Source organism: Pseudonocardia sp. GCM10023141 (assembly GCF_042653605.1).
In genome coordinates, this window is the sequence record NZ_JBHSIR010000055.1 from 188950 (window position 1) to 215531 (window position 26582).

Annotated in this window: 27 protein-coding genes; 17 read left to right on the forward strand and 10 right to left on the reverse strand. The window is 73.7% G+C overall.

Going from position 1 to position 26582, the window contains the following annotated elements; translation table 11 throughout:
* The first annotated feature begins 53 nt into the window (after positions 1 to 53).
* Positions 54 to 1007, forward strand: coding sequence for a hypothetical protein (locus ACFPFQ_RS29920; protein ID WP_379624775.1), 954 nt, complete (start codon positions 54 to 56; stop codon positions 1005 to 1007).
* 15 nt (positions 1008 to 1022) lie between these two features.
* Here ACFPFQ_RS29920 and ACFPFQ_RS29925 read toward each other — a convergent pair whose 3' ends face one another.
* The gene (locus ACFPFQ_RS29925) at positions 1023 to 2522 is read right to left on the reverse strand and encodes an MFS transporter (protein ID WP_379624777.1); all 1500 of its coding nucleotides are present in this window, start codon (positions 2520 to 2522) and stop codon (positions 1023 to 1025) included.
* A 101-nt stretch (positions 2523 to 2623) separates the two neighbouring features.
* On the opposite strand from ACFPFQ_RS29925, the gene ACFPFQ_RS29930 reads away from it, so the two are divergent.
* The 5 genes from ACFPFQ_RS29930 (at position 2624) to ACFPFQ_RS29950 (ending at position 6980) form a co-directional block, all read left to right on the forward strand.
* The gene (locus tag ACFPFQ_RS29930; protein WP_379624779.1) at positions 2624 to 3349 is read left to right on the forward strand and encodes an enoyl-CoA hydratase; all 726 of its coding nucleotides are present in this window, start codon (positions 2624 to 2626) and stop codon (positions 3347 to 3349) included.
* 137 nt (positions 3350 to 3486) lie between these two features.
* The gene (locus ACFPFQ_RS29935; protein WP_379624781.1) at positions 3487 to 4242 is read left to right on the forward strand and encodes a L,D-transpeptidase; all 756 of its coding nucleotides are present in this window, start codon (positions 3487 to 3489) and stop codon (positions 4240 to 4242) included.
* Positions 4243 to 4281: 39 nt separating this feature from the next.
* Positions 4282 to 4623 carry a BlaI/MecI/CopY family transcriptional regulator gene (locus ACFPFQ_RS29940; RefSeq protein ID WP_379624783.1) on the forward strand — a complete coding sequence of 114 codons (342 nt, stop codon included), beginning with the start codon at positions 4282 to 4284 and terminating at the stop codon, positions 4621 to 4623.
* A gap of 19 nt (positions 4624 to 4642) precedes the next feature.
* Positions 4643 to 5548: a M56 family metallopeptidase gene (locus ACFPFQ_RS29945; protein WP_379624785.1), complete on the forward strand. Its 906-nt coding sequence runs from the start codon at positions 4643 to 4645 to the stop codon at positions 5546 to 5548.
* 58 nt (positions 5549 to 5606) lie between these two features.
* Positions 5607 to 6980 (forward strand): AlkA N-terminal domain-containing protein, encoded by a 1374-nt coding sequence (locus tag ACFPFQ_RS29950; protein WP_379624787.1) that lies wholly within the window; start codon positions 5607 to 5609, stop codon positions 6978 to 6980.
* A 25-nt stretch (positions 6981 to 7005) separates the two neighbouring features.
* Here the strand turns inward: ACFPFQ_RS29950 and ACFPFQ_RS29955 are convergent, their stop codons facing one another.
* Together ACFPFQ_RS29955 and ACFPFQ_RS29960 are read right to left on the reverse strand one after the other, a co-directional pair.
* Positions 7006 to 7812, reverse strand: coding sequence for an isocitrate lyase/PEP mutase family protein (locus tag ACFPFQ_RS29955; protein ID WP_379624789.1), 807 nt, complete (start codon positions 7810 to 7812; stop codon positions 7006 to 7008).
* Between the two features lie 47 nt (positions 7813 to 7859).
* Positions 7860 to 8885 carry a fatty acid desaturase family protein gene (locus ACFPFQ_RS29960; RefSeq protein ID WP_379624791.1) on the reverse strand — a complete coding sequence of 342 codons (1026 nt, stop codon included), beginning with the start codon at positions 8883 to 8885 and terminating at the stop codon, positions 7860 to 7862.
* 161 nt (positions 8886 to 9046) lie between these two features.
* On the opposite strand from ACFPFQ_RS29960, the gene ACFPFQ_RS29965 reads away from it, so the two are divergent.
* The gene (locus ACFPFQ_RS29965) at positions 9047 to 9952 is read left to right on the forward strand and encodes an FAD:protein FMN transferase (protein ID WP_379624793.1); all 906 of its coding nucleotides are present in this window, start codon (positions 9047 to 9049) and stop codon (positions 9950 to 9952) included.
* 60 nt (positions 9953 to 10012) lie between these two features.
* Positions 10013 to 11416: an ATP-binding protein gene (locus ACFPFQ_RS29970; protein WP_379624795.1), complete on the forward strand. Its 1404-nt coding sequence runs from the start codon at positions 10013 to 10015 to the stop codon at positions 11414 to 11416.
* Positions 11417 to 11443: 27 nt separating this feature from the next.
* Here ACFPFQ_RS29970 and ACFPFQ_RS29975 read toward each other — a convergent pair whose 3' ends face one another.
* Complete coding sequence (locus ACFPFQ_RS29975; protein WP_379624797.1) at positions 11444 to 12016, reverse strand: TetR/AcrR family transcriptional regulator; 573 nt, start codon at positions 12014 to 12016, stop codon at positions 11444 to 11446.
* Positions 12017 to 12087: 71 nt separating this feature from the next.
* On the opposite strand from ACFPFQ_RS29975, the gene ACFPFQ_RS29980 reads away from it, so the two are divergent.
* Genes ACFPFQ_RS29980 through ACFPFQ_RS29990 form a run of 3 tightly spaced genes read left to right on the forward strand, consistent with a single transcriptional unit; the run spans position 12088 to position 16627 of the window.
* The gene (locus ACFPFQ_RS29980; protein ID WP_379624799.1) at positions 12088 to 13842 is read left to right on the forward strand and encodes an ABC transporter ATP-binding protein; all 1755 of its coding nucleotides are present in this window, start codon (positions 12088 to 12090) and stop codon (positions 13840 to 13842) included.
* Positions 13843 to 13899: 57 nt separating this feature from the next.
* Positions 13900 to 14670, forward strand: coding sequence for a glycosyltransferase family 2 protein (locus ACFPFQ_RS29985; RefSeq protein ID WP_379624801.1), 771 nt, complete (start codon positions 13900 to 13902; stop codon positions 14668 to 14670).
* Positions 14671 to 14680: 10 nt separating this feature from the next.
* Positions 14681 to 16627: a VWA domain-containing protein gene (locus tag ACFPFQ_RS29990; protein WP_379624803.1), complete on the forward strand. Its 1947-nt coding sequence runs from the start codon at positions 14681 to 14683 to the stop codon at positions 16625 to 16627.
* Between the two features lie 425 nt (positions 16628 to 17052).
* Here the strand turns inward: ACFPFQ_RS29990 and ACFPFQ_RS29995 are convergent, their stop codons facing one another.
* The 3 genes from ACFPFQ_RS29995 to ACFPFQ_RS30005 are packed head-to-tail and all read right to left on the reverse strand — an operon-like array spanning position 17053 to position 20173.
* On the reverse strand, positions 17053 to 18219 hold the full coding sequence (locus ACFPFQ_RS29995) for an N-acetylglucosamine-6-phosphate deacetylase (protein WP_379624805.1): 1167 nt from the start codon (positions 18217 to 18219) through the stop codon (positions 17053 to 17055).
* A complete protein-coding gene (locus ACFPFQ_RS30000) occupies positions 18216 to 19283 on the reverse strand; it encodes an SIS domain-containing protein (RefSeq protein WP_379624807.1) in 1068 nt (355 codons plus the stop codon). Before ACFPFQ_RS30000 ends, ACFPFQ_RS29995 begins: the two co-directional genes overlap by 4 nt.
* A complete protein-coding gene (locus ACFPFQ_RS30005; protein WP_379624809.1) occupies positions 19280 to 20173 on the reverse strand; it encodes an N-acetylglucosamine kinase in 894 nt (297 codons plus the stop codon). The genes ACFPFQ_RS30000 and ACFPFQ_RS30005 overlap by 4 nt, the downstream gene beginning before the upstream one ends.
* A gap of 118 nt (positions 20174 to 20291) precedes the next feature.
* Between ACFPFQ_RS30005 and ACFPFQ_RS30010 the strand changes: the two genes are divergently transcribed.
* Together ACFPFQ_RS30010 and mshC are read left to right on the forward strand one after the other, a co-directional pair.
* The gene (locus tag ACFPFQ_RS30010; protein WP_379624811.1) at positions 20292 to 20471 is read left to right on the forward strand and encodes a hypothetical protein; all 180 of its coding nucleotides are present in this window, start codon (positions 20292 to 20294) and stop codon (positions 20469 to 20471) included.
* Positions 20472 to 20481: 10 nt separating this feature from the next.
* A complete protein-coding gene (gene mshC / locus ACFPFQ_RS30015; protein WP_379624813.1) occupies positions 20482 to 21720 on the forward strand; it encodes a cysteine--1-D-myo-inosityl 2-amino-2-deoxy-alpha-D-glucopyranoside ligase in 1239 nt (412 codons plus the stop codon).
* Here the strand turns inward: mshC and ACFPFQ_RS30020 are convergent.
* Positions 21717 to 21893, reverse strand: coding sequence for a hypothetical protein (locus tag ACFPFQ_RS30020; protein WP_379624815.1), 177 nt, complete (start codon positions 21891 to 21893; stop codon positions 21717 to 21719). The two genes, mshC and ACFPFQ_RS30020, sit on opposite strands and share 4 nt — an antisense overlap.
* Positions 21894 to 21927: 34 nt before the next feature.
* Between ACFPFQ_RS30020 and ACFPFQ_RS30025 the strand changes: the two genes are divergently transcribed.
* The 3 genes from ACFPFQ_RS30025 (at position 21928) to ACFPFQ_RS30035 (ending at position 23381) form a co-directional block, all read left to right on the forward strand.
* Positions 21928 to 22293, forward strand: coding sequence for a DUF2237 family protein (locus ACFPFQ_RS30025; protein WP_379624817.1), 366 nt, complete (start codon positions 21928 to 21930; stop codon positions 22291 to 22293).
* On the forward strand, positions 22290 to 22688 hold the full coding sequence (locus ACFPFQ_RS30030) for a hypothetical protein (RefSeq protein WP_379624819.1): 399 nt from the start codon (positions 22290 to 22292) through the stop codon (positions 22686 to 22688). The genes ACFPFQ_RS30025 and ACFPFQ_RS30030 overlap by 4 nt, the downstream gene beginning before the upstream one ends.
* A gap of 273 nt (positions 22689 to 22961) precedes the next feature.
* The gene (locus tag ACFPFQ_RS30035; protein ID WP_379624821.1) at positions 22962 to 23381 is read left to right on the forward strand and encodes a hypothetical protein; all 420 of its coding nucleotides are present in this window, start codon (positions 22962 to 22964) and stop codon (positions 23379 to 23381) included.
* A 33-nt stretch (positions 23382 to 23414) separates the two neighbouring features.
* Here ACFPFQ_RS30035 and ACFPFQ_RS30040 read toward each other — a convergent pair whose 3' ends face one another.
* Both ACFPFQ_RS30040 and ACFPFQ_RS30045 read right to left on the reverse strand, forming a co-directional pair.
* Positions 23415 to 24566 carry an MFS transporter gene (locus tag ACFPFQ_RS30040; RefSeq protein WP_379625478.1) on the reverse strand — a complete coding sequence of 384 codons (1152 nt, stop codon included), beginning with the start codon at positions 24564 to 24566 and terminating at the stop codon, positions 23415 to 23417.
* On the reverse strand, positions 24563 to 25456 hold the full coding sequence (locus ACFPFQ_RS30045) for a PAC2 family protein (protein ID WP_379624823.1): 894 nt from the start codon (positions 25454 to 25456) through the stop codon (positions 24563 to 24565). Before ACFPFQ_RS30045 ends, ACFPFQ_RS30040 begins: the two co-directional genes overlap by 4 nt.
* Positions 25457 to 25667: 211 nt before the next feature.
* On the opposite strand from ACFPFQ_RS30045, the gene ACFPFQ_RS30050 reads away from it, so the two are divergent.
* On the forward strand, positions 25668 to 26357 hold the full coding sequence (locus ACFPFQ_RS30050; protein WP_379624825.1) for an HAD family hydrolase: 690 nt from the start codon (positions 25668 to 25670) through the stop codon (positions 26355 to 26357).
* Positions 26358 to 26582: the final 225 nt, after the last annotated feature.

Sequence of the window (26582 nt, forward strand, 5' to 3'; positions counted from 1 at the left end):
GTCCGACAGAAAGACTGCCATCGGTTGGCAGCTATCCCCGGGAGGCTCGGGGCATGACCGCAGCACCGGGCACGAAGACCACGAGCGACTTCGACTTCCTCACGGGCACGTTCGACGTCGTCCACCGCAGGCTCGTCGCGCCACTGACCGGCAGCACCGAGTGGGAGGAGCACGCCGGCACCTGCACCGCGCGCACGGCGTTCGATGGTGCCGTCAGCATCGACGAGATGCAGTTCCCCACCAGGGGCCACTTCGGGATGTCGGTGCGCCTGTTCGATCCGGTGGCCCGGGAGTGGAGCGTCTACTGGGTCGACAGCCGCACCGGCACGCTGCAGCCACCGGTGCGGGGGCGGTGGGAGGACGGCGCGTGCGAGTTCGTCGGCGCCGACGAGCACGACGGCCGTCCGATCCTCGCCGCGTACCGCTGGTCCGCCGTCACCGCCACCACGGCGCACTGGGAGCAGGGCTTCTCCGTGGACGGCGGCGTCACCTGGGAGACCAACTGGACCATGGAGTTCACCCGCAGGGCGACACCGCCGCCGCGGCTCGACATCCCGGCGCCCACCAGCGACTTCGACTTCCTCCGCGGGGACTGGACCGTGGCGCACCACCGTCTTGACGCCCCGCTGTCGGGCGCCACCACCTGGACCGACGTGCCGGGCACGGCGCACGGGTGGACCCACTTCGACGGCGCGGCCAGCCTTGACGAGAACGACTTCCCGGGCCCCAGCAGCGGCGGGCTGACGCTGCGGCTGTTCGACCCGGCTGCGCGGCAGTGGTCGATCTGGTGGGTGACGCGCCGCGACGGTGTGCTGACCCCGCCGGTGCGCGGCGGGTTCGACGCCGACGGGGTGGGCCGGTTCCACGGGTTCGACACGCTCGACGGTCGCCCCGTCGAGGTCCGTTTCCGCTGGACGCGTGGCGCCGTCCCGGTGTGGGAGCAGTCCTTCAGCGCGGACGGCGGCACCACCTGGGAGCCGAACTGGCGGATGACGTTCACCCGCTGAACCGCACGCCGGCAACTAGTCGGTGTCGGCGCGCGCGGTGTCGGCGGGATGGACCTGCGGGCCGTTCACGCCGCAGTGCAGGCACTTCGCGATCTCGACGCGGTCGGGTGCGGCGGCCGCGGCCAGCGGTCGCCGCACGAACACGAACGAGACGGCGGCGGCGACCACGAGCAGGCCGGCACCGATCATCATCGCCATGTGGAAACCCGCGTCGAAGGCAACGGGGTCCTGGTAGTCGGCGCCGCCGATGCCGGCGATCCCCGGGATCACGGCCACCGACAGCAGGCCCGCGGCGCGCGCGACGGCGTTGTTGACCCCCGATGCCGAGCCGGCGAACCGGTCGGGAGCGGCGTCGAGCACGGTGGCGGTGAGCGGGGCGACGGTCAGCGCCAGCCCGGCACCGAAGACCAGCACGGCGGGCAGGACGTCGGCGAGCCAGGACGTCTGCCCGCCGACCCGCAGCATGAGCAGCAACCCGCAGGCGCTGATCAGCGGGCCGATGGTCATCGGCAGCCGCGGGCCGATCCGGCCGGCGAGCGCACCGGCCCGCGCCGAGAACAGCAGCATGATCAGCGTGACGGGCAGCAGGGCCGTGCCCGCCGCGAGCGGGCTGAACTTCGCGACGGTCTGCAACTGCAGCACCAGCAGCAGGAACACCACGCCCAGCGCGCCGTAGATCAGCAGCGTGGCCGCGTTGGCGGCGCTGAACAGCGGGTTGCGAAACAGCGCGGGCGGCACCAGCGGGTGCGCGGAGCGGCGTTCCACCAGCACGAACGCGACCAGCGCGAGCAGACCGACCCCGAGCGCGCCGAGCAGCAGCGGCTGCGGTCCCTGCGCGCCGAGCCCGGTGAGGGAGTAGGTGAGCGCGCCGAGACCGATCACGGCCAGCACGGTGCCGGCCACGTCGAGACCGGATGCGGACTCCGCGTCGCGGCTCTCCGGCACGTGGCGCAGCGCCACCACGACCACGAGCGCCGCGAGCGGCAGGTTGATCAGGAACACCACCCGCCAGTTCCACTCGACGAGCCAGCCACCGAGGAACGGGCCGACCGCCCCGGCGATGCCGCCCAGTCCCGACCAGGCGCCGACGGCGGCGGCCCGGTCCGGCCCGTGGAACGACGCGGAGATGATCGCGAGGCTGCCCGGGGTCAGCAGCGCGCCACCCACCCCCTGCAGCGCACGGGCGGCGATGAGCGTGCCGGAATCGGGCGCGAGCCCGCAGGCCAGTGACGCCAGCGCGAACCAGATCACGCCGATCAGGAAGACGCGGCGGCGGCCGAAGTGATCACCCAGCGAGCCGCCGAGCAGGATCAGCGACGCCAGCGTGAGCGTGTAGGCGTTGATCGTCCACTGCAGCGCGGCGAAGCCGGCCCCGAACTCGGTGCCGATGCGCTCGAGCGCCACGTTGACGACGGTGCCGTCGATCATCGCCAGGCTCGAGCCGAGCACGGTGGTGGCCAGCACCCACCGTCCGGCCGGCGTACCCATGCGCAGCGCGCCCGCTTCGGCCACCATGGCGCGCAGCTTAAAGCGTGCCGGGTCACACGGACTCCGGGGTTACCGGTGGGTCACGTAGCGTCCGCGGTGGTCGTGTCGCCGTGCAGAAGGAGCGTCCGTTGATCAACGCGTCGGTCACCGGGGGAGTCGGGCTCGTCGAGCTGGACCGTCAGGAGCGGCGCAACGCCCTCGACGTGGAGCACTGCGGGCTGCTGGCCGCTGCGGTGGCCGAGGTGCTCGCCGCGGGCGCCCGTGCCATCGTCGTGACGGGTGCCGGCACCAGCTTCTGCTCCGGGGCGGATCTCGGCGAGGTCTACACCGACGGGTTCCGCGACGGCCTCTACACAGCGCTGCACGCGATCACCGAGGCCAGGGTGCCCGTCATCGCGGCCGTCAACGGGCCCGCGATCGGTGCCGGCACCCAGCTCGCGATCGCCTGTGACCTGCGGGTCGCCGCCCCGGAGGCGGTGTTCGGCGTGCCCACCGCGAAGATCGGGCTGGCCGTCGACCCGTGGACGGTGCACCGGATCGCGCAGCTGGCAGGCGGCGGCACCGCGCGGGCACTCCTGCTCGCCTGCGACCAGATCGACGCCGACCTGGCCCGTGCCCGCGGCCTGGTCGACCGGATCGGCTCCACCGCCGACGCGCTGGCGCTGGCCGCCGAGATCGCCGCGCTCGCGCCGCTGACGCTGGCCTACAACAAGCTGGCAGCCGATCGCACGGACCTGCCCGTCGACGCGCCCGAACTGCTTGCGGCCTTCGAGGCCTGCTGGGCGAGCGCCGACCTCGTCGAGGGGCAGCGGGCCCGGGTCGCCCGGCGGGCCCCGGTGTTCACGGGTCGCTGAGTTGTTCACGGGCCAGTGCCGCCGGCGGATACCGGTGTGGGGCCCGTTGCGACTGTGAGTGAATGTCCGACCGCCGACCGTCACCTCCCGTCCGGAGCGTCGTTGATCAGCCAGTGACGTTGGGGAGGTCAAGGACGTTGGGTGCACACATCCGGCGCGGGGGCAGGCGAACGACCGTCGTCCGCGCAGCGGTGGCGACGGCGCTCGTCGTCGCCACGGCACTGGTGACCGTCGGGATCAGCAATGCTGCAGAGGGCGCGCCTGCCGCACCCGGAGGCTCCGGCTCGATCGGTGGGCTGCTCGCCCCGACACCGACCCGGGCGGCTCGACCGCCCGCACCCGTCACCACCGCCCCTGCTCCGCCGCCCGCCGATGCTGCGGCCGTTCCGGCGCAGGGGCTGCCAGTGCGCTCCGGCACGGGTGCGGCACCGGCGGCCACACCGGCCCCGGCAGCGCCCGCGCCCGCCGCGGCACCTGCGCCCGCTCGCGCTGCTGCTCCGGCTGCTGCTCCGGTGGCCCCTGCCGGTGGGGACGCGCTGGTCCCGGGTACGCCGTGCACGGCAGCCGCGCGGGCCTGCGTCCAGCTGGACAAGCGCCTGTCCTGGTTGCTGCAGGACGGCAAGGTCATCCGGGGTCCGGTGCCGGTGATGACCGGGGACCGGGACGACCCGACGCCACGCGGCACGTTCGCCGTGCAGTGGAAGGCCGAGGTCTACACCAGCCGCGAGTACTTCACCCAGATGCCCTACTCGGTGTTCTTCGCCGACGGCGGCATCGCCTTCCACGAGGGTCGCCAGGACACCTATTCGGCGGGTTGTGTGAAGCTCAACCACGACGACGCGGTGGCCTGGTTCGGCTACCTGCAGGTCGGCGACCAGGTTCAGGTCAAGTGACGCTGGCAGCAAGCGTTCTACGGAGTGTAGAATGGACTTGTGGCGACGCTGGGTGAGTTGGAACGTGCAGTGATGGAAACGCTCTGGTCCGCCGCCACCCCGTTGACGGCTCGCGACGTGCAGGATGCGTTGGCGGGTCGGGATCTGGCCACCACCACCGTGCTGACGGTACTGGGCCGCCTCGAGCGCAAGGGGCTCGTCTCCCGGGAACGTGCCGGGCGGGCCCACCGTTACCGCTCCGTGGCCAGCCGCGAGGACCACGTCGCCGAGCTGATGCTCGACGCCCTGGACGCCGCCCCCGACCGCGGCGCGGCGCTGGCCCGGTTCCTCGGCAACATGCCCGACGACGAACGCGCCGCGCTGCGCGATCTGCTCGGCTGAACCACCTCCAGCCGCCGCAATGGAGCTGACGGCCCTCGGACTGCTGGTGCTCGGCGTGTTGCTCGCCGAGCCGGTCAGCCGCGCGCTGGCCGCGGCCCGCTGGCCGGCGCGGGACCCGGTGGGCGGGTTGCTCGCCTGGCAGGCCGTCGGGCTGGCCGGGGGACTGTCGCTGCTCGGCTCGGGCGTGGTGTTCGGGCTCGCGCCGCTGGGGCCGACGTTGCGGGTGGCGACGCCCGCCTTCGTCCACGCGCTCTCGGCGGGAGGGCTCCCGCCCCAGCTGGACGTGCTGCACCTGCTTGCGCTCATCGCCGCCACGGTCGTGGCGTTGCGCCTGGTCGGGGTGCTGCTGGCCGTCACCTTCCGGACGCTGCGCGCCCGCGCCCGCCACCGCGACCTGCTCGACCTGCTGGGCACTCCCTGGCCCGCAGCGCCCGGCGCACGCGTGCTCGACCACCCGGTGCCGGTGGCGTACTGCCTGCCCGGCCTGCGGTCGCGGCTGGTGCTGTCCGCGGGCGTGCTCGACACGCTCGACCCGCCCGGGGTGCGGGCGGTGCTGGCGCACGAGCGCACGCACCTGCGGGAACGCCATGACCTCGTCGTGCTGCCGTTCGTCGCGTGGGGTGCCACGGCACCCTTCGTCACCGGGATGGTGTGCGCCCAGATCGCCGTCGCAGCCTTGATCGAGATGCGCGCCGACGACGTCGCCGCATCCCGGGTGGCGCCGAAGGAGCTGGTCAACGCGCTGCGCTCGATGGGAGGGGCGGCCCCGGCCGCGGCGCTCAGCTCGTTCACCGCCGCGCTGGAGCACCGCCTGGAACGGATCGAGGCGCCGCCGCCGCCGCTGCCGGTCGCGGTGCGGGTGCTGGTGCGGCTCGCCGCCATCGCACTGATCGCCCTGCCCACGGTGCTGCTGTTGTTCGGATGACGGCCATGAGGTCCGAATCCGGCCAGCGCGCGGCGCGCCGCGGGGCCATCGTGCAACCGTGACGACGTACTCCGCCGTACGCACCACCGGCATCTACTGCCGGCCCGGCTGCGGGGCCCAGCCGCGCGCCGAGAACGTGCGGACCTTCGAACTGGCCGCCGCGGCCGAGGCTGCCGGCTACCGCGCCTGCCTGCGCTGCCGGCCCTACCGGGTGGCCGGGACCGTCGCCGACGACGCGCCGGAGCTGGTGTGCCGCGCCGTCCAGCTGTTGATCGGGGGTGTCCTCGACGAGGCGGGCGAGGCCGAGCTCGGCGGGCGGCTCGGCCTGTCGGCGCGGCATCTGCGCCGGCTGTTCCACGACCACCTCGGGGTCACCCCCGACCAGTTCGCCCGCTCCCGGCGGGCCCACTTCGCCCGACGGCTGCTCGACGACTCGGAGCTGTCGGTCGCCGACGTCGCGTTCGCCTCCGGGTTCGGCAGCCTGCGCCAGTTCAACCGGACGATGCGCGAGGTCTTCCGGTACTCCCCGCGGGAGCTGCGCGAGCGGCGCCGCCGGACCGACCGGCTCGCGGCCGACGGCGGGCTGGTGCTGCGGATGCCGTTCACCGCGCCCTACGACTGGGACGCGGTGCTCGGGTTCCTCGCCGAGCGGGCCGTGCCGGGCGTCGAGTCGGTGGCGTCGGGGACCTACCGCCGCACCATCACGCTCGACGGCGCCCCCGGCATGATCGAGATCGGGCCGGGTGGCGACGACCATCTCCGGCTGCGCGCGCACCTGCCGTACTGGGAGGGCGTCATCCACGTCGTGGAACGGGCGGGCCGCCTCGTCGGGCTCGACGCCGAGCCGCTGCTGGCCGCGACGCAGCTGGCCGGTGACCCCGTCGTCGGACCGCTGATCGGCGCGCGCCCGGGCGTGCGGGTGCCGGGTGTGTGGGGCCCGTTCGAGGTGGCCGTGCATGCGGTGCTGTGCCAGACCGCAGCGGGCCAGTTCACCGATGGCGCTGCGGCTCGGGAGGACATCGGGCGGCTGGCCGCCGACCACGGCGAGCCGGTGCCGGGCCTGGGTCACGGGCTCACGCACGCCTTCCCGTCCGCGGCGGTGCTGGCCGAGGCGTCGGGGGCGTCGGGGGTGTCGCCGATCGTCGGGGGGCTGGCGCGTGCGGTGGTGGCGGGCACCGTCTCGCTCGACGGGGGAGCGTCCCTCGCCGAGCTGGTGGGGGCGCTGCTGGCGGTGCCGGGTGTCGAGGAGTCCACGGCGCACCACATCGCGCTGCGGCTGGGCGCGCGCGACGCCTTCCCCGCAGCCGACCCGACCCTGCGCGGGTACGGCGCCGACGCGAGCGAGCGCTGGCGGCCATGGCGGGCGCTGGCGGCGATCCACCTCATGACCGCGCCGACCCCGCGCGGGACGTCAGGAGGGCGTCCTTCCTGACGTCCGGAGGGGCGGGGGGAGAGGTTCAGCGCAACAGGTCGTTGAGCTCGCCGTAGCCCATGGCGTCCTCCAGCGTGCTGTAGGTGCCGGCCCCGAGCAGCTCCCGCGTCGCCGCCGCCGCCCGGCCGTAGGCGGCCTGCGCCACGGCGGTGCCGACGCTGATCCGCACGACCCCGAGATCGGCGAGCTCCCTCACGCTCAGCGCTCCGGGGTGGACCATGACGTTGATCGGCAGCGGCCCTGCCACCAGCGTGCGGATGGTCTGGGCGTCGACGACGCCCGGCACGAACAGCACGTCGGCGCCGGCGGTGGCGTAGCGCTGCGCCCGGGCCATCGTGGCGGCGAGGCGTTCCGCCGGAGTGCCGGAGCCGGCGAGGAAGGTGTCGGTGCGGGCGTTGATGACGAGGTCGGCGCCCGCGGCCACCGCGGCTGCCCGGGCCGCGGCCAGTCGTTCCGCCTGCGCTCCCGCATCGAGCAGCGCGGCGTCACCGGCTCCGGGGCTGTCCTCGATGTTGACGCCCATCGCGCCGGTGGCGAGCACGGCGGCGATCGTGGCGGCCACCTCGTCGGGGGTCGTGCCGTAGCCGGTCTCGATGTCGGCTGTCACGGGCACCGACACGGCGCCGACGATCCGGCGCAGCGCGTCCAGCGCGGCGTCGCGGCCGAGGCCACCCGCGTCCGGCACCCCGGCGGCCCACGACAGGCCACCGCTGGTGGTCGCGATCGCCGCGGCGCCCGCCGCCACGATCGCCACCGCCGAGCCGGGATCCCACGCGTTGGGCAGCACCAGCGGGGGTCGTGCGTGCAGGTCGCGGAGCGCGTTGGAAACCATGGTGGAGATCCTCGGTCCGGTGGCGCCGCGGGTCTGGCCACATCCGGTCACGACCGCAGCGGCTCACCCGCCCGGTGCAGGTGGCCCAGCATCTCCCGCCACGACGCCACGAGACCCGTCTCGTGGTAGCTGACGCCGACCTCGGCGCAGTACTGCCGCACGACGGCACGGGCTGCGCGCAGGTTCGCGGTCGGCATGCTCGGGAACAGGTGGTGCTCGATCTGGTGGTTCAGCCCGCCCATCGCGATGTGGACCAGCCGGTCGGTGTAGCGGCCGCCGCGGACGTTGCGCGAGGTCAGCACCTGCTTGCGGAGGAAGTCGAGCTTGCCATCCGGCATCTCCATGCCCTTGTGGTTGGGCGCGAAGATGGAGCCGAGGTAGACGCCGAACAGGCACTGGTGCACCACGAAGAACGCGACCGCGAGCCCGGGCGGCAGCACGAGGAACAGCGCTCCGAGGTAGCCGACCGCGTGCGCGGCCATCAGCCCGAGCTCGAGGCCACGGCGCCGGATCGTCGCCGCGCCGAGCAGCCCCTGCACGCTCGCCCGCCGCAGGTCCAGGCCGGCGAGGGTGAGGATCGGGAAGAACAGCCCGGCCTGGTGGCGCTGGACGAAGCGGGCCACCCCGCGCGAGCGCCGGGCCTGTTCCGGGGTGAACGCCAGCGCGCCCGGGTCGACGTCGGGGTCGAGGCCCTCGTGGTTGGGGTTCGCGTGGTGGCGCGTGTGGTGATCCATCCACCACCCGTACGACATGCCGATCCCGAGGTTGCCCAACAGCCTCCCCGCGATCTCCGCGGCGCGGCGGGTGCGGAACACCTGACGGTGCGCGACGTCGTGGGCGAGCAAGGCGGTCTGGCCGTAGGCGACGGCGGCCAGCGCCGCCACGAGCAGCTGCCACGGCGAGTCACCGAGCAGCAGGAACGCGGCGCCGAGCGCGGCGAGTCCTGCGCCCAGCACGGCGAACCGGGTGGCGTAGTAGGCGGGCCTGCGCTCCAGCAGGCCGTGTGCGGCGACCCGGCGGGAGAGGCGCGCGAAGTCGCTGCCAGCGGCGACGGTGGCGGTGTCGATCGTCATGATCCGAGCCTGCGGTGGCGCCGGTCCGATCGTGAGCCTGCGCGCCCCCGGGTCGGGGTGGGGATCACCCCCCGTTCATCGGCCCCGAACGCTTTCAGCGTCGTCACAGCGGCCGTCTGCGAATCTGCTCCCCATCTGATCGACGACGGAGGCTTTCAGAGATGACCTTGCCGCTGCACACCGGTGACCGTACGGCGACGGTCGGCGCTGAGTGGATGGTCTGGGACAACCGCTGCCGGCTGGTCGTGACGGACCCGTGGGCGCTCTACTTCGCGCGCGAGGTGCTGGAGCGGCGCCTCGCCGTCGCCGATCGCCTCGTCAACCCGCGCCGCGCCGGATCGGTGGTGCGCCGCCTCCTGCGGGAGAGCGGCTGGCCCGTCGGTCCGCGCGAGGACGCGCTGTTCGGCCCGCAGCCCACCGACACCGACCCGGACGGCATCGGCCCCTTCCCGTACGCGCTCGCCGCGGTGCCCCCCGGGGCCCCGGTGCACGTCCCGGTCCTGCACCCGTGGCAGCGCACCCTCAGACCCGCGGTCCGGCGCCGCGAGCGCGACATCATGCACATCGCCCCCGGCGCGTCGGCCTACGCCTGGACGGCGCAGCGCTGCGCCGAGGCCGTCGCCGAGGCCACGAACTGCGGCGTGCTGGTCGCCATCGGCGACCACGTCGCGACGTCCGGGCTCGCCCCGGTGGGCGGCTGGCGGCTCGAGCTGCTCGACGAGGGCGCTGCCGCCATTCCGGGCGAGCTCCCGCCGCAGATCGTGGCGCTCGACGGCGGCGCGGTGTCGCGGGTCAGCACCGTGCGCCAGCCCCGCCTCGCGTTGTCGGACGGTCGCGTCGACCTGCGCCGCATCGTCGTGCCCACCACGGGCCGCGATGTCGTGCCGGCCTGGCGCAGCATCACCGTCGCCGCCGCGAACGGGCCCGCCGCGAGCGCGGCCTGCCGCAGTGCCCTGCTGCGCGGTACCGCGGCCGCCACCTGGCTGGACGGGCTCGGGCTCGCCGCGGAGCTCGTCGCCGCCGACGGCACGGTCCGGCGTGTCGGGTGCTGGCCGGCGCGGGCCTGATCCCGGTCCGGTGCGCGCGATCGGGGCGCGCCGCGCCCGCGCCGGGCGTAGCGTGGATGCGTGCCCCATGATCTTCCCTCTCGTGATCTTCCCCGTACCCTCGGCGCCCTGCTGGCGTCCGGCCACGAACTGCGTGGCGTCAAGGACGAGATCCGTACCAACCTGATCAGCGCGCTCCGCGAGGGGCGCGACGCGTGGCCCGGCATCGTCGGGTTCGAGTCCACCGTGCTGCCCCAGCTCGAGCGTGCCCTCATCGCCGGGCACGACGTCGTGCTGCTCGGCGAGCGCGGCCAGGGCAAGACCCGCCTGCTGCGCTCGATCGTCGGCCTGCTCGACGAGTGGTCCCCGGTCATCGAGGGCTCCGAGCTTGGCGAACACCCCTACGACCCGATCACCCCGGCCTCGCGGCGGCGGGCGGCCGAGCTCGGCGACGAGCTGCCGATCACCTGGCGCCACCGCGACGACCGCTACACCGAGAAGCTCGCCACCCCCGACACCGCCGTCGCCGACCTCATCGGCGACATCGACCCGGTGAAGGTCTCGGAGGGCCGCTCGTTGGGCGATCCGGAGACCATCCACTACGGCCTCGTGCCCCGCGCGCACCGCGGCATCGTCGCCATCAACGAGCTGCCCGACCTCGCCGAGCGCATCCAGGTCTCGCTGCTCAACGTGATGGAGGAGCGCGACATCCAGGTCCGCGGCTACACCCTGCGCCTGCCGCTCGACGTGCTGCTCGTGGCGTCGGCGAACCCCGAGGACTACACCAACCGCGGGCGGATCATCACCCCGCTCAAGGACCGGTTCGGCGCCGAGGTGCGCACGCACTACCCGATCGAGCTCGCCGACGAGATCGCGCTGGTGCAGCAGGAGGCGGAGCTGGTGGCGCCCGTGCCGCGACACCTGCTCGAGGTCATCGCCCGGTTCACGCGGGCGCTGCGCGAGTCCAGCGCCGTCGACCAGGGATCCGGGGTGTCGGCGCGGTTCTCCGTGGCCGCCGCGGAGACCGTGGCCGCCGCTGCGCTGCGCCGCGCCGCCATCACCGGCGAGGAGCAGGCCTACGCCCGGCCCGTCGACCTGGAGTCGGTGCCGGCCGTGCTGCGCGGCAAGCTGGAGTTCGCCTCCGGTGAGGAGGGTCGCGAGGCCGAGCACCTGCAGCACCTGCTGCGCAAGGCGACGGCCGACACCGCGCGTGCCCGGCTGCGCGGGATCGACCTGAACCCGCTCGCCGAGGCCGTCTCCGGCTCCCCGGTGCGCACGGGGGAGCGGGTGCCCGCCGTCGAGGTGGTGGCGGCCCTGCCCACCGTCGACGCGCTCACCGAGGTGGCCAAGCGGCTCGACGCCGGTGGGACCGAGGACCCGGGCCCGATGGCGAGCGCCGCCGAGCTGGCGCTGGAGCTGCTGTTCCTCACGCGCCGGCTGGCGAAGGACGAGTCCGACAGCGGCGACTCCGTCAGCTACGGCTGATCCTCCTGCTGGCCTGATCGGCTCCGATCAGGCCAGCAGCGCCTTCTCCAGGGTGTGGACGACGGTGCCGATCGCGCTCTGGCGCGGTATCCGGCCGGTGCTCACCATCTCCCAGCCCGAGTAGACGATCGCCCAGAACGTGGCGCGGATCCACTCGGCGTCGAACGCGGGCTCGAACGTGCCGTCGGCGAGGCCACGCCGGATGAGCCCGAGCATCGGGTCGTCGGCCGACTCCAGGCGGGCCCACAGCGAGTCGTCCCCACCTTCGAGCTTGCCCGAGGACAGCAGGACCATCAGCGGCCCGATCTCGAAGTAGCTGCGGGTCAGCCTGCGCAGCGCCGCCGCCGGTGGGCCGTCGTCGATGGACGCGCCGGCCAGCGCCGCCTCGCCGCGCTCGATCGCGTGGTCGACCAGCGCCGCGATGAGCTCGCCGCGGTCGGCGAAGTAGCGGTGCAGGGTGCTGCGGGCGACCCCGGCCGCGTCGGCGACGTCGCCCAGCGCCGCGGCCGGACGTTCCGAGAACACCCCGACGGCCGCGTCGATGATCGCGCGGCGGGTGCGCGCCCGCGTGCCGGATTCGGGCGGCGACGTGCTGGCCATGTGCCGAACCCTACCAAGGTGGATGATATCTGGTGTAAAATGAGACAGTGACGTCTCAAAAAGTAGCTGAAGTGTTCGGTGGAGTGAACCTGCGAGTGCTCTGGTCGTTCGTCCGGCCGCACCGGTGGGTGCTGGCGCTCGGCATCGTGCTGGGCCTGGCCACCACCGGGGCGACGCTCGCGACGCCGATGGTCACGCGCAGCCTGCTCGACGGGCTAGCGAGCACGAACAGCTCCGGGACGCCGATCGGACAGTGGGTGTGGTTGCTCGTCGCGCTGCTGCTGGCGGGCGCCGGGTTCGGGCTCGCACAGTGGATGCTGCTGGGGCGGCTGGCCGAGACGATCGTGCTCGACGCCCGCAGCGCGATGGTGCGCAGGCTCTTCCGCGTGCGGCTGGGCGAGCTGGCGCGGCGCCCCGGTGGCGAGCTGGTCACCCGCGTCACGTCCGACACCGTGCTGCTGCGGGAGGCGGCGGGCAGCGTGGTGGAGCTCGTCAACGGCGTGGTCGGGATCGGCGGGGCGCTGGTGCTGATGGCGCTGCTCGACGGGGTGCTGCTGGCCACCACGCTGGCCGCGATGATCGTGGTGATGATCGTGTTCGCGCTGCTCATGCCAGGCATCTCGCGAGCGCAGAAGTCGGCGCAGGCCGCCGTCGGCCGCATGGGTGGCTCGCTGGAGGGAGCGCTGCGCGCGATCCGGACCGTCAAGGCCAGCCGGGCCGAGGAGCGCGAGAGCGCCCGGATCATCGCGGAAGCCGAGGCGTCCCGGAACCAGAGCGTGCGCGCCGTGCGCATCGAGGCGGTGGCCTGGACGGTCGCCGGCAGCGGGCTGCAGCTCGCCATCCTGCTCATCCTCGCGATCGGGGCGGCCCGGGTGGGCACCGGAGCGCTCGCGGTGTCGGGGCTCGTGGCATTCCTGTTGTACGCGTTCGGGCTGATGGACCCCGTGTCGCAGCTGTCGCAGTCGATCACGCACCTGCAGGCGGGCATCGCGGCCGCGGCCCGGATCCGCGAGATCGACGGCCTGGAGGTGGAGCGCACCGGCGGTGTGGTGGTGCCGCGCCGGGAGACGCCGGCCGCCCTCTCGTTCCGGAATGTCACCGCGCGGCACGCACCGGCGGCGCCACCGGCCGTCGCCGGCGTCGACCTCGACATCGCGGCGCGCGGCCACACGGCCATCGTCGGGCCGTCCGGAGCGGGCAAGACCACGCTGTTCTCGCTGATGCTCGGTTTCGTCACCCCGACCGGCGGTGAGCTGGTACTCGGCGGCACGCCGCTCGCGTCGCTGCCGCTCGCGGAGGTGCGCAGGCGGATCGTCTACGTCGAGCAGGACACCCCGCTGGTCAGCGGGACCCTGCGGGAGAACGTGCTCTACACCGACCCCGACGCCGGTGAGGCCGCTGTCTGGGCGGCGCTGGCCGCGGTCCGGCTGGACGAGCGCGCGCGCAGCCTCGAACTGGGCCTGGACACCCCGATGGCGAACGCGGTGGTCTCCGGCGGCGAGCGCCAGCGGATCGCGCTGGCCCGCGCGCTCGTGTCCGACCCCGAGATCCTGCTGCTCGACGAGGCCACGGCCCAGCTCGACGGCCTGACCGAGGCCGCCGTGCAGGAGGCGGTCCGCCGGGTGGCACGCACCGGTGCCGTGGTCACGATCGCGCACCGGCTCTCCACGGTGGTGGACGCCGACCGGATCGTGGTGATGGAGGCCGGGGCGGTGCGGGCCGCCGGCACCCATGCCGAGCTGCTCGCGTCCGACGCGCTCTACCGTGACCTGGTGCGCGCCCTCAAGATCGACACTGGCCCGGCGCCGGACCTGATCGCTTCCTGACCCGGCGTTCAGGTTCGTTCAGGCGCCGTTCAGGATCACTGCAGCAGCCTTCCGGCCATGCACTCACCCATAGCCCCACCGCTGGTGTCCGTGGTGGTCCCGACCCGCAACGAGGCGCGCAACCTGGAGGTCGTGCTGCCGGCGCTCGCAGCGCTGCGCCCGGCCGTGCACGAGATCATCGTGGTCGACGGGCACTCGACCGACGACACCGTCGCGACCGCCCGGCGGGTGCTGCCGGCGGCCACCGTCGTCCAGCAGTCGCGCACGGGCAAGGGCAACGCGCTGGCCTGCGGGTTCGCCATCGCGAGCGGTGACATCGTCGTGATGTTCGACGCCGACGGGTCGGCGGACCCGCGGGAGATCCCGGCCTTCGTCGCAGCGCTGCGGGCGGGAGCCGACGTCGCCAAGGGCAGCAGGTTCGTCCGCGGCGGCGGCAGCGAGGACATCACGTTGCTGCGGGGCGCGGGTAACGCCGCGCTCAGCGCCGTGGCGAACCTGCTGTTCGGCACCGCCTACACCGACCTGTGCTACGGCTACAACGCGTTCTGGACGCGCCTGCTGCCACTGCTGGACCTGCCGGCCGTCGACGGGGTCGAGCCGCGGTGGGGCGACGGCTTCGAGATCGAGACGCTGCTCAACTGCCGGGTCGCCGCGGCCGGGCTGATGATCACCGAGGTGGCGTCCACGGAGCGGGAACGGATCTTCGGCCGGTCGAACCTGCGCACGTTCTCCGATGGGGCCCGGGTGCTGCGGACGCTGCTGGCGGAGCGGGTGCGCGCCCGGCAGGCCCCGGTTCACGCCGCGCGCACGGTGCCCGTCGAGGCGTAGCGTTGTCGGGGTGCGAAGGCGAGATCGACGTGTGCAGTACGGGCCCTACGCCGACGGCCCTGACCCCCTCGCCCCACCGTTCGACCTCCGGTCGGCGATGGACGAGATCGGCCGCGACGTCATGGAAGGGGCATCCCCGCGATCGGCGCTGCAGGAGCTGCTGCGCCGCGGGAACGAGGGAAGGCGCGGGCTCGACGAGCTGACGCGCGAGGTGTGGCAGCGCCGCAGCAGGCTGCAGCGGGAGAACCGGCTCGACGGCACGCTGCAGGAGGTGCGGGAGCTGCTGCAACGCGCCCTCGACGCCGAGCGCGACAGCCTGGGCCGCCAGGACACCGACGACGCCCGGTTCCGGGAGATGCAGCTCGACGCGCTGCCGTCCGACACCGGTGGCGCGGTGCGCGAGCTCAACTCCTACGACTGGCAGTCCGCCGAGGCCCGCGAGGCCTACGAGGAGATCCGCGACCTGCTCGGCCGGGAGCTGCTGGACCAGCGCTTCCAGGGCATGAAGCAGGCGATGCAGAACGCCACACCCGAGGACGTCGAGGGCATCAGGGAGATGCTCGACGACCTCAACAAGCTGCTGGCCGACCATGCCGCCGGTCAGGACACGCAGGCACAGTTCGGCGAGTTCATGGCCAAGCACGGTGAGTTCTTCCCGGAGAACCCCCAGAACACCGAGCAGCTGATCGACCTGCTCGCGCAGCGCGCTGCGGCGGCGCAGCGGATGCTGAACTCGATGAGCGCGGAGCAGCGGGCCGAGCTGATGGAGCTCTCGCAGCAGGCCTTCGGCGACCCGCGGCTCGCGCAGGCGCTGGCCCAGCTCGACGCGCAGCTCGAAGGCCTGCGCCCAGGCGAGGACTGGGACGGCCAGGGTCGCTTCCGCGGCGAGAACCCGATGGGCATGGGCGAGGCCACCCGCGCCATGGAGCAGCTCGGACAGCTCGACGCGCTCGCCGAGCAGCTCGCCCAGAGCTACCCCGGTGCGCGCATGGAGGACATCGACCTCGAGTCGCTGGGCCAGCACCTGGGCGACGAGGCCAGGGTCGACGCGCGCAGGCTGGCGGAGCTGGAGCGCGAGCTGCAGCGCCAGGGCCTGTTCGAGCGGGCGGCCGACGGTTCGCTGCAGCTCTCGCCCAAGGCGCTGCGGCGGCTGGGGGAGTCGGCGCTGCGCGACGTCGTCGACAAGATCGGAGCGCGGCGCGGCGAGCGCGACACCCGCCGCAGCGGCGCGTCGGCGGAGGCCACCGGCGCCACCCGGCCCTGGGCGTTCGGCGACACCGAGGCGTGGAACGTGCCCCGCACGCTGCTCAACGCGCAGCTGCGCCAGGCAGGCGGCGACCCGCGGCGGCTCGACGTCACGGATGTGGAGATCGTCGAGACCGAGCAGAAGACGCGCGCGGCGGTGGCGCTGTGCGTCGACACGTCGTGGTCGATGGTGCAGGACGGGCGCTGGGTGCCGATGAAGCGCACGGCGCTGGCGCTGCACCAGCTGATCTCCACGCGGTTCCGTGGCGACGACCTGAAGCTGATCACGTTCGGCCGCCACGCCCGCACGGTGGAGCTGGGCGAGCTGGTGGGGCTGGACGGTGCCTGGGAGCAGGGCACCAACCTGCACCACGCGCTGCTGCTCGCCGGGCAGCACCTGCGCCGCAACCCCGACGCGCAGCCCGTCGTGCTGGTCGTCACCGACGGGGAGCCGACCGCGCACCTGGAGCCGGACGGCAACGCCGTCTTCGACTACCCGCCCAGCCGCGAGACGCTGCACGCCACCGTTGCGGAGCTGGACCGGATCACCGGGCTGCGGGCGTCGTTCACGTTCTTCATACTGGGCGACGACCCCCGGCTGGCCGCGTTCGTCGACGGGATCGCCAAGCGCTGCGGTGGCCGGGTGGTGGCCCCGACGCTGGACGGGCTGGGTGCCGAGGTGGTGTCGGACTACATCCGGACGCGGCGCTGACGGACCTGTGCGAGAGCCTGCCGCGCCGGGCGAGTGATCAACGCCCACCGGTTCCGGTTGGATCATGAGCCAGTGCGCGCTCGACCACCGGCACGAAGATCAACGCCTACTGGGTCATGGTCAACACCGAACCAGTGAGCGTTGATCACCCCACCCGCACCGCAGCGCCCCACGCCGGGCCCACCTGTGCGCCTCGGCGAGCATGATCCGCGCGAGCCGCACCGCAGCGTCATCGACAGGGCCGTGGCGTGCGGCTCGCGCACCCCCTCCTGTTGATCTGCCGGCCCGGCGAGGGCGCCGTAGCGCGGGGCACGCCCCCATCCGCAGCTGACGTCCCGGTTCTCGTCTTTCATGGCGGCCGCAGGCCATGACGGACTTTCCTGCCATCGCCGCGCGAAGGGTGAGCCTGGGGCGCCGGGCGTCGCTCAGCGCGCCACCGGCAGCGGCTCCGGGGCCAGCCGGACGCCGGCCCGGTACACCTCGCGCACGCGCAGCTCCGGGTCCAGCACCACCAGGTCCGCCCGCCGTCCCGGCGCGATCTCCCCGACGTCACGCAGCCCGAGGGTGCGGGCCGGGGTCGTGGCCGTCATGGCCACCGCCCGCACCAGCGCCGCGGCGCGGGGCAGCGCGGCGGCCCGCACGATGTTGGCGAACAGCTCGTCGGCGGTAGCGGTGCTGCCCGCGATGGGCCCTGGATCGCCGTCGGGCGTCGCGACGCGCGCCACCCGGTCGGTGACGATCACGCGCAGCGCCCCGAGGTGGTAGCCACCGTCGGGCATCCCCGCAGCGGCCATCGCATCCGTGACGGCCGCGACGCGGGTGGCACCCGCCGAGCGCAGCACGTGCTCCCAGAGTGCGGCGTGCACGTGCAGGCCGTCGGTGACGAGCTCGACGGTGACGCGGTCGTCCTCCAGGAGCGCGATCGCCGGACCGGGTTCGCGGTGGTGCACGGGCGCCATGGCGTTGAACAGGTGCGTGCCGACCCGGGCTCCGGCCGCGATGGCGGTGCGGGTGAGCGCGTAGCTGGCGTTGGTGTGCCCGACGGCGGCGACGGCACCCGCGCCGGCGATCCGGCGCACGGCGTCGATGGCGCCGTCGCGTTCCGGGGCGATGGTGACCATCCGCACGACGCCGCTGCCCAGCAGCACGTCCAGCTCGGCCGGGTCCGGGTCGCGCAGCAGCAACGGGTCGTGGGCGCCGCAGCGCGCCGCGGCGAGCCAGGGGCCCTCCAGGTGCACACCGGCGAGGTCTCCGTCGTGGACGAGCTCGCCGAGCGCGGCGACGTCGCGGCGCAGCTCGGCCGGGCCCGCGGCCACGAGGCTGCCGAGCATCGTGGTGGTGCCGTGCGCGCGGTGGAACCGCACGGCGCGCATGGCCTCCGCCGGATCACCGCCGGTGAACGCCGCACCGGCACCGCCGTGCACGTGCTGGTCGACGAACCCCGGTACCAGCACGGCGTCACCGAGGTCGACGTCGGCGGGGGCCGGCGGCCGGCCGTCGCCGACGGCGGTGATCCGGTCGCCCTCGATCTCGACCCAACCGGGGCCCGCCCGGTCGGCGGTGACGACGACGCCGGCGGCCAGGACGGTCACAGGGTTTCCGTGACCTTGCGCAGCCCGCGCGGCGCGTCCGGGTCGCCCCCGCGGTCGACGGTGACGTGGCGCGCCAGCATCTGGAACGGCAGGATCTCCAGCAGCGGCGACAGCTCGCCGGGCACGCCCGACGGCAGCGTGAAACCGGCCGCCGCGCCGGCCACCGCTGCGGGGGTGCCCACGCAGAACACGTCCGCGCGGCGCTCGGCGAGCTGCGCGAGCACCGGCTCCATGGCTCGGCCGCCGATGCCGTCGGCCACCACGGCGAGCACCGGGACCTGCGGTTCGACGAGCGCGAGCGGCCCGTGCAGCAGGTCGGCGCCGGAGAAGCCCTGCGCGGAGACGTAGGCGGTCTCCATCAGCTTCAGTGCGGCCTCCCGCGCCGTCGGGTAGGAGTAGCCGCGGCCGGTGGTGAGCATCCGCTGGGCGAAGCGGTAGCGCTTGGCCAGCTCGGCCACCTCGCCGTCGCGGGCGAGCAGCGCCTCACCCAGATCGGGCAGGGCCGCGGCCGCGCCACCCGTGCCGCCGCGCACCCGGTCGAGCAGCAGGTGCAGCGCGAGCAGCTGCGACGTGTAGGACTTCGTGGCGGCGACCGCCCGCTCGGGCCCCGCCAGCACATCGACGTGGGCGTGTGCGGTGGCCGCGAACGCGGACTCCGCGTTGTTGGTGACGGCCACGGTCAGCGCGCCCTGCGCCCGGCCGACCTCCAACGAGCGCACCAGGTCCGGTGAGCCGCCCGACTGGCTGACGCCGATCATCAGGACGTCGCGCAGGTCCGGGCGCGCGCCGTAGGCCGTCATCGTGGAGGGGGAGACGAGACCGGCCGGCAGGCCGTGCTCGATCTCGACGAGGTACTTCGCGTACAGCGCGGCGTGGTCGCTGGTGCCGCGGGCGACGAGCAGCACCATGCGCGGGGCACGCTCACGGATCAATGCGGCGGCCCGGTCGAGACCGGCGGCGGGGCCGTCGACGAGCAGCCGACGCCAGGCGGCGGGCTGCTCGGCGATCTCGGCGGCCATCAGTGCGCCGGGCTGTGCGGCCGGGGGGAGTGCGGTCGTGGTCATGCGTGCTCCAGATCGGGATGTAGCAGCGCTTCGGCGAGCCGGACGGCGCCGTGGACGTGGGGTGCGGTGAGCACGTGCACCGGGGTGCCGGCCAGCCGCTCCCGAACGCCCTGGACGAGCAGGGGCTGGTGCACGGCGAAGCCACCGCCGAGCACCACCGGGCCGGGGCTGCCGAGCCGCGTCATGACCGTGCCGGCGAGCGTGGCGAGCGCGTCCGCGGCGGCGTCGAGCAGCGCCCGTGCCGCGGGGTCGCCCGCGACGGCCAGGTCGGCGACCGCACCGGCGCGGGTGGCCCAGTACCGCTTCTCGGGTGTCGCGTAGACGTGGTCGATGAGCTGCTCACGATGGTCGAGGTCGCAGGCGTCGAGCACCGCGCGGCCGAGTGCGTCGACCGGCTCACCGCGGTCCATGGTGTGCAGGGCGTGGCGCACCGCCTCCAGCATCACGTGGAAGCCGCTGCCCTCGTCGCCGAGCAGGTGGCCCCAGCCACCCGCGCGGGACTCGCGGCCGTCCGGGCCGATGCCCCATGCCACGGATCCGGTGCCGCTGATCAGCGCGACCCCGGCGTCGGCACCGCTCGCGGCGAGCACGAGGTGGGCGTCGTGGACGACGCGTACGCGGGCGCCGGGGACGCAGGCGGAGATCAGGTCGCGGATGATGCCGACCGAGTGCGGTGAGTCGGCGCCTGCGGCGCCCGCGCAGACCGCCACCACGTCCCGGACACCCACGGCGTCCAGGACGATGCCGAGCTGGCGGCCTGCTTCCACGACGCTGACCGCGGCGATGTTGGCGCTGCCCGCGTCCGACTGCGCCACCACGACCCCGGCCTCGGACCGGACCGCCCGGGTACTGGACCCGCCGATGTCGATCCCGATCACCGCGCCGCTCACCGACACGCGCACCTCCGGACTAGATGTTTGGTCTAAGTTGCTGCTGACGAGGCTCGCAGACCCGGCCTGCCCGGTCAAGAACGACTGGCCCACTCGGCGGCTGAGCGACACTGGAATCATGCCGACCTGCGCGCTGTGCCCCGCCGAGCGGACCCCGGACGACCCGTCGTCGCTGGCCTGGGTGCGTGAGCAGGAGCCTGGTCGGGAGGTGCGCTGGATCTGCCCGCAGTGTGCTCGTCGCCACGTCCGCGACATCGAGGGCAAACTCGCACCCGAGTGGTGGGGACCCAACGCGTAAGTTGGTGCGCATGCATTCCTGGGCATCCGTCGACGTCCCCCGGATCGGTGGCAGCGGTCCGTCGCTGCGCCTCCACGACTCGGCCACTGGCCGGATCCGCCCGACGGCACCGGGCCCCGAGGCCACGATGTACGTCTGCGGCATCACGCCCTATGACGCCACCCACCTCGGGCACGCGGCAACGTATCTGGCGTTCGACCTGGTCAACCGGGTGTGGCGCGATCTCGGACACGACGTGCACTACGTGCAGAACGTCACCGACATCGACGACCCCCTGCTGGAGCGCGCCGAGCGCGACCAGGACGACTGGGTGGTGCTCGGGATGCGCGAGACGGCGCTGTTCCGCGAGGACATGGAGGCGCTGCGGGTACTGCCGCCGCGCCACTTCATCGGCGCGGTGGAGGCGATGGGCGAGATCGCCGAGCTGGTGGGCAAGCTGCTCGCCGGCGGCTCGGCCTACCGCGTCGACGACGACGAGTACCCGGACGTGTACTTCGACACCACGGTCACCGGCAGGTTCGGCTACGAGTCGAACTACGACGAGGCCACGATGATCGCGCTGTCGCGTGAACGGGGCGGCGACCCGGACCGTCCCGGCAAGCGCCACGCCCTCGACCCACTGCTGTGGCGCATGGCCCGGCCCGGTGAGCCGTCGTGGGAGTCCGACCTCGGTGCGGGCCGCCCGGGCTGGCACGTCGAGTGCGCCGCCATCGCCCTCAACCGGCTGGGCAACCAGATCGACCTCAACGGGGGCGGCTCCGACCTGATCTTCCCGCACCACGAGTGCGGTGCCGCGCACGCCGAGGCCCACACGGGTGTCGCGCCGTTCGCCCGCCACTACGCGCACTCGGGCATGATCGGCCTCGACGGCGAGAAGATGTCGAAGTCGCGCGGCAACCTCGTGTTCGTCTCGAAGCTGCGCTCGCAGGGCGTCGACCCGAACGCCATCAGGGTGGCCCTGCTCGCCGGGCACTACCGCACCGACCGCCCCTGGACGGCCGAGCTGCTGGAGCAGGCGCAGGAGCGGCTCGCGCGCTGGCGGGAGGCCACGTCCCTGGCCACCGCCCCCGCCGCCGACGACCTCGTGCTGCGCCTGCGCACCCACCTCGCCGACGACCTCGACACCCCGGCCGCGCTCGCCGCCGTGGACGCGTGGGCGGCCGAAGCGCTCGAGCGTCGGGGCACCGACGCGGCGGCGCCCGCGCTGGTGCGCAACGCGCTCGACGCGCTGCTGGGTGTGGCCCTCTAGCGGGGTGCTCGGTCGGGCGGCTCGGCGTCGCCCGTCCCGGCCTCCTCGACGTCCTCGCCGTCCGGTGTCGTGGGTGCGGAGCCGGACGTGCTGGGGACCGGGATGCCGAGGTCGAGATCGGGCATTCCGGGCCGCCGGGGCGGTTCCGGGCTCAGCCGTGGCGTCGGAGTCATGCCGGGGGCTACCCGTTCTGGTTGAGTGGGGCACATGGCCCGCAACGTGCTCGGCGGTGAGCTGCTCTCGTGCAGCACCGACCCGATGACCGGTTTCTACCGCACCGGCTGCTGCGACACCGGCGGCGAGGATTCCGGCGTCCACACGGTGTGCGTCCGGGTCACCGCGGAGTTCCTGGAGTTCAGCGCGTCGGTGGGCAACGACCTGTCCACGCCGCATCCCGAGTACGGCTTCGCCGGCCTGCAACCCGGCAACCAGTGGTGCCTGTGCGCCGACCGCTGGGTGGAGGCGCACGAAGCCGGCAAGGCGCCGTCGGTGGTGCTGGAGGCGACCCACGCCCGCACCCTCGAGTGGGTGGATCTCGCCGACCTGCAGAGGCACGCGGTGACGCCCGGATGATCACGGTCGACCTGGCGTTGCGCCTGCGCGCCGCCGGGCTGGAGTGGACACCGTCCTCCGGTGACCGGTTCGTGATCGCCGACCGCGACATGGACGCCGACGTCTTCGTCGTCAGCGAGCTCACCATCGACGTGCACGAGGCCCCGACGGGCCGGCTGATCCGGTTCAACGGCACCACCGAGTGGGCGCTCGACAGCCTCGAGCAGGAGGCCGTGGTCTGGCTGCCGTACGAGGGACAGCTGCGTGATCTGCTCGGCGACCGGTTCCGGCGGCTGGAGCCGGTCGGCGACGGCTTCGCGGTGGTCACCGAGGTCGCCGGGCGCGAGGTCCGCGAGATCGACACGGATGCGGAGCGGGCCTACGCCCGGGCTTTGCTGTCGGTGCTGGCGGGTTAGGACTCGTCTGGTCGGGAGCGGGGCTTGGGTGCCTCGTGGGGCCCGGTGGTTCGTGGCGGCCGGTGGCTGTGTGCGCCTCATGGAACCGTGTGGCTGTGGTTCGTGGCTCTCAGGCCGCCTCATGGAACCTTGTGGTCGTCGGGCAGTGCCGATGGGGCGTCCCCATGACTGCAATGCCAGGGGGCCTGGCTCGTCCTACCGCCGGACGCGGTGATCACCGGCCGATCCGCGGCCACCATCCGTGGCTGCCCGCTGGCGAGGGCAGGTGATCCGGTGGAAGTGGTGTCGCCGCTCGACCGGCGGGTCACGCGAAAGGGGATCGATCTCCGGCGCACCGACCTCGAGGCGGACGAGTCCGTGCCATGGGGAACGGTCCGCATCGCCAGCCCGTTGCGGATGGCACTCGATCTTGCGTTGGATCGACCGCTACCCGATGCCGTCGCGGACCTCGATGCCGTGCTGCGCAAGGAGAAGGTCGATCGGGGTGAGCTCGCCGCCTACGTCGCCGGCCGCAACGAGCGGGGGATCGTCGCGGCTCGCCGAGCGGTCGCGCTGGTCAACCCGCTGGCAGAGGTTCGACCCGAATCGAGGATCCGGGTACACCTCGTGCTCGCCGGTCTGGATCCGGTGCCGCAGTTCTTCGGGGGCGCCGGTCTGAGCGCTCCGAGGCCGGACAGCCACAAGGTTCCATGAGGCGCAGGCCCGGAACCGGCCCGGCACTCTCCATCAGCCCCGCAGCGATCCGGGTCGCGATCGCGGCAGCGCCGCCGGCACCACCACCGCGAGCAGTGCGGCGGGAAGCAGGAATCCGGCCAGCGGGTCGGCGTGGTAGATCGGCGTGATCGCCACCGGGCTCAGCGCGCTGCCCCCGAACCGGACGGCCTGCACCACCGACATCGAGCCGGTGGGGTTGGGGTCGGCGCTCTCCGGATCGTCGGGACGCAGGACCAGCGCGTTGACACCCACCAGCACGAGCTGGGTGGCCACCCCGCCCAGCATCCAGATCACGCCGACCATCCAGACGGTCGGGGCGAGCCCGACGCCGAGCACCACCAGCACGCCGAGCCCGGTGCCGATGAGGATGCCGCGGCGGGCACCGATCCGGTCGACGCCGCCACCGAGCAGCCGGGCCGTGAGCAGCCCCGCCACCCCCAGCCCGGTGAGCACGAGTCCGCGGGCGCCGGAGGTCAGGGTGAACTCCTCCTCCAGCCGCAGCGCGACGAGGAAGTTCAGCCCCGACAGGCAGCCCCACCCGATCGCCGCGACGAGCCCGATCCGCAGCACGGTGGGTCGCCACGCGGTGCGCAGCGCCGGACGGGCGGTGGGCGGCGTGGCCGCGTTCGGGATGCCGACGGCAGCGAGTCCGGCCGCCACCGCGGCCACCGCGACGAACGCCCAGCGCCAGTCCAGTTCCGCGGCGAGCCCGCCGAGCAGCGGGGCCGAGGTCTGCGCAGCGGACTGCAGCGACCCGTACCAGCCCAGCGCGCGCCCCAGGCGCTGCGGCGCGACGGTTCCCGCGAGCGCGACGAGCAGCAGCGGCGTCGTGAACGCGTTGGCCGCGCCCTGCAACGCCCGCGCGGCCAGGAACAGCGGCAGTGCAGAGGCCACCACGCACGCCAGCGACGCGACGATGTACACGAGGTAGGCGCACACCACGGTGCGGCGGCGCCCCCAGCGCTCGCCCAGCGTCCCGGACACGAGCATGATCGCCGCGAACGGCAGCAGGTACGCCGTGACGGAGACCGCCGCGGTGCCCGCGGACACGCCGAACGTGGCGCCCAGCTCGGGCAGCATCGCCACCGTGACGCCCCCGCCGAACGGGCCGAGGAACGCTCCCGCGTAGATGCCGCCCCTGGCGAGGCGCTCGCGCGTGCTCAGCTCCCCGCGCCGCCCGTGCCGCGGCGGCGCAGGTAGCGCTCGAAGTCGGCGGCGATGGCGTCGCCGTCGGCCTCGGGCAGCACGTCGGCGTCGGCCTCGGCCTGCTCCTCGAGCTGGCGCACGTACTCGCGCACCTCGTCGTCGGCCTCGGCCATCTCCGAGACGGTGCGCTCCCACTCCTCGGCCTGCTCGGGCAGTGCCCCGAGCGGGACCTCGACGTCGAGGACCTCCTCCACACGGTGCAGCAGCGCGACGGCGGCCTTGGGCACCCGCGCCTGCGACACGTAGTGCGGCACCGACGCCCAGAACGACACCGACGGGATGCCGGCCTCGACGCACTCGTTCTGGAAGACGCCGACGATGCCGGTGGGGCCTTCGTACGTGGAGAGTTCGACCCGCAGCTCGCTGGCCGACTCCTTGTCGTAGGCGATGCCGCTGACCGGCGTGGGCCGCGTGTGCGGGGTGTCGGTGAGCAGCGCGCCGAGCGTGATCACCTTCGTGACACCGAGGCGCTCGATGTGGCCGATCAGCTCCTGGCAGAACGTGCGCCAGCGCATGTTCGGCTCGATGCCGTTGACCAGGACCACGTGCCGCTCGGTGCCGGGCAGCGTGGCCACCGACAGCCGGGTGGTCTGCCATTCGATCTTGCGGGTGACCCCGCCGGAGAGCCGGACGTGCGGTCGTGTGACCTGGAAGTCGTAGTACTCCTCGGGATCGATCGAGAGCAGCGGCGTGGCGTCCCAGCTGAGTTCGAGGTGCTCCAGTGCAGCGCTGGCGGCCTCGCCGGCGTCGTTCCACCCCTCGAACGCGGCGATCATCACCGGGTCGACGAGGCGGGGCACGTCGTTTTCCGCGCTCTCGGCTGCGGTTTCCGGGTCGCGATCGGTCATCTGTCCAGCCTACGGGCGCGGCGCCCGCGGCGGCGGGTGCCACCCCCGGCGAGGGGCGACTTCGCCGACCGGACGGCCGGGGACCGTGTGAAACTCGTCGGCCGGCGCCGTCCCGGACGCAACGGCGTGGAATGGTCGCAGGTGCTGCCGCTCTGCCCGAGCAGTCCACCGACGCGCTGGTGGCCCACCACCCGGAGGCGACGTACTCACCATGCAGGTTGAATCCCCAGCGGCGGTCCTCTGGGACATGGACGGCACTCTCGTCGACTCCGAGAAGGTCTGGACCGTGTCGCTCGTGCAGGCCGCGCAGTGGCTGGGCGGCGAGCTCAGTCCCGCGGCCCGGGAGGCGATGGTCGGGTCGAACATGACGCGCACCCTCGTCATGCTGTTCGACGACCTGGGGCTGCCCCACGATCCCGAGCGGCTGGCGGCGGCCGAGCGGTTCCTCACCGACCGCACGGCCGATCTGTTCGCCGAGGGGCTGGAGTGGCGGCCCGGCGCGCTCGACGCGCTGCGCATGGTCCGGGCCGCAGGCTGGCCGACAGCGCTGGTCACCAACACCTGGCGGTCCCTCACCGAACGGGCGCTCGACGGCATCGGCCGCGAGCACTTCGACGTCTCGGTCTGCGCCGACGAGGTGCGCAGCGGCAAGCCCGACCCGGACCCCTACCTCCGCGCCGCCGAGCTGCTCGGCGTCGCGGCGTCGGAGTGCCTGGCCGTCGAGGACTCACCGACCGGCGCGCTGGCCGCACAGCGGGCGGGTGCCTCGGTGCTCGTCGTGCCGTGCGACGTCGAGGTGGCGACCGCGCCCGGCCTCGTGCTGCGCGCCTCGCTGGTCGGGCTGCGCCCCGACGACATCCGTTCGAGCTACGTGGAGTCGCGCGCCGAGCGCGTTGCATGATCGATAGAGTGCGATCTCGCCGGATGTCGAGCTCTCGCGCGGAAAAACCGTGACCGGCATGAGACCGTTTGTCCCTGTACGAAGTCCTCTCGTGGCGGTAATGACCGTTCACGGGAGCTGCCCGGGCCGTCGCGACCTGCCATCCGGCGCATCGCGGCTGCCGGAGGCAGCACGACCCGCACGTGCATGCCGAGGCGACGCGCGCGGGAGCCGACACTGAAGGCC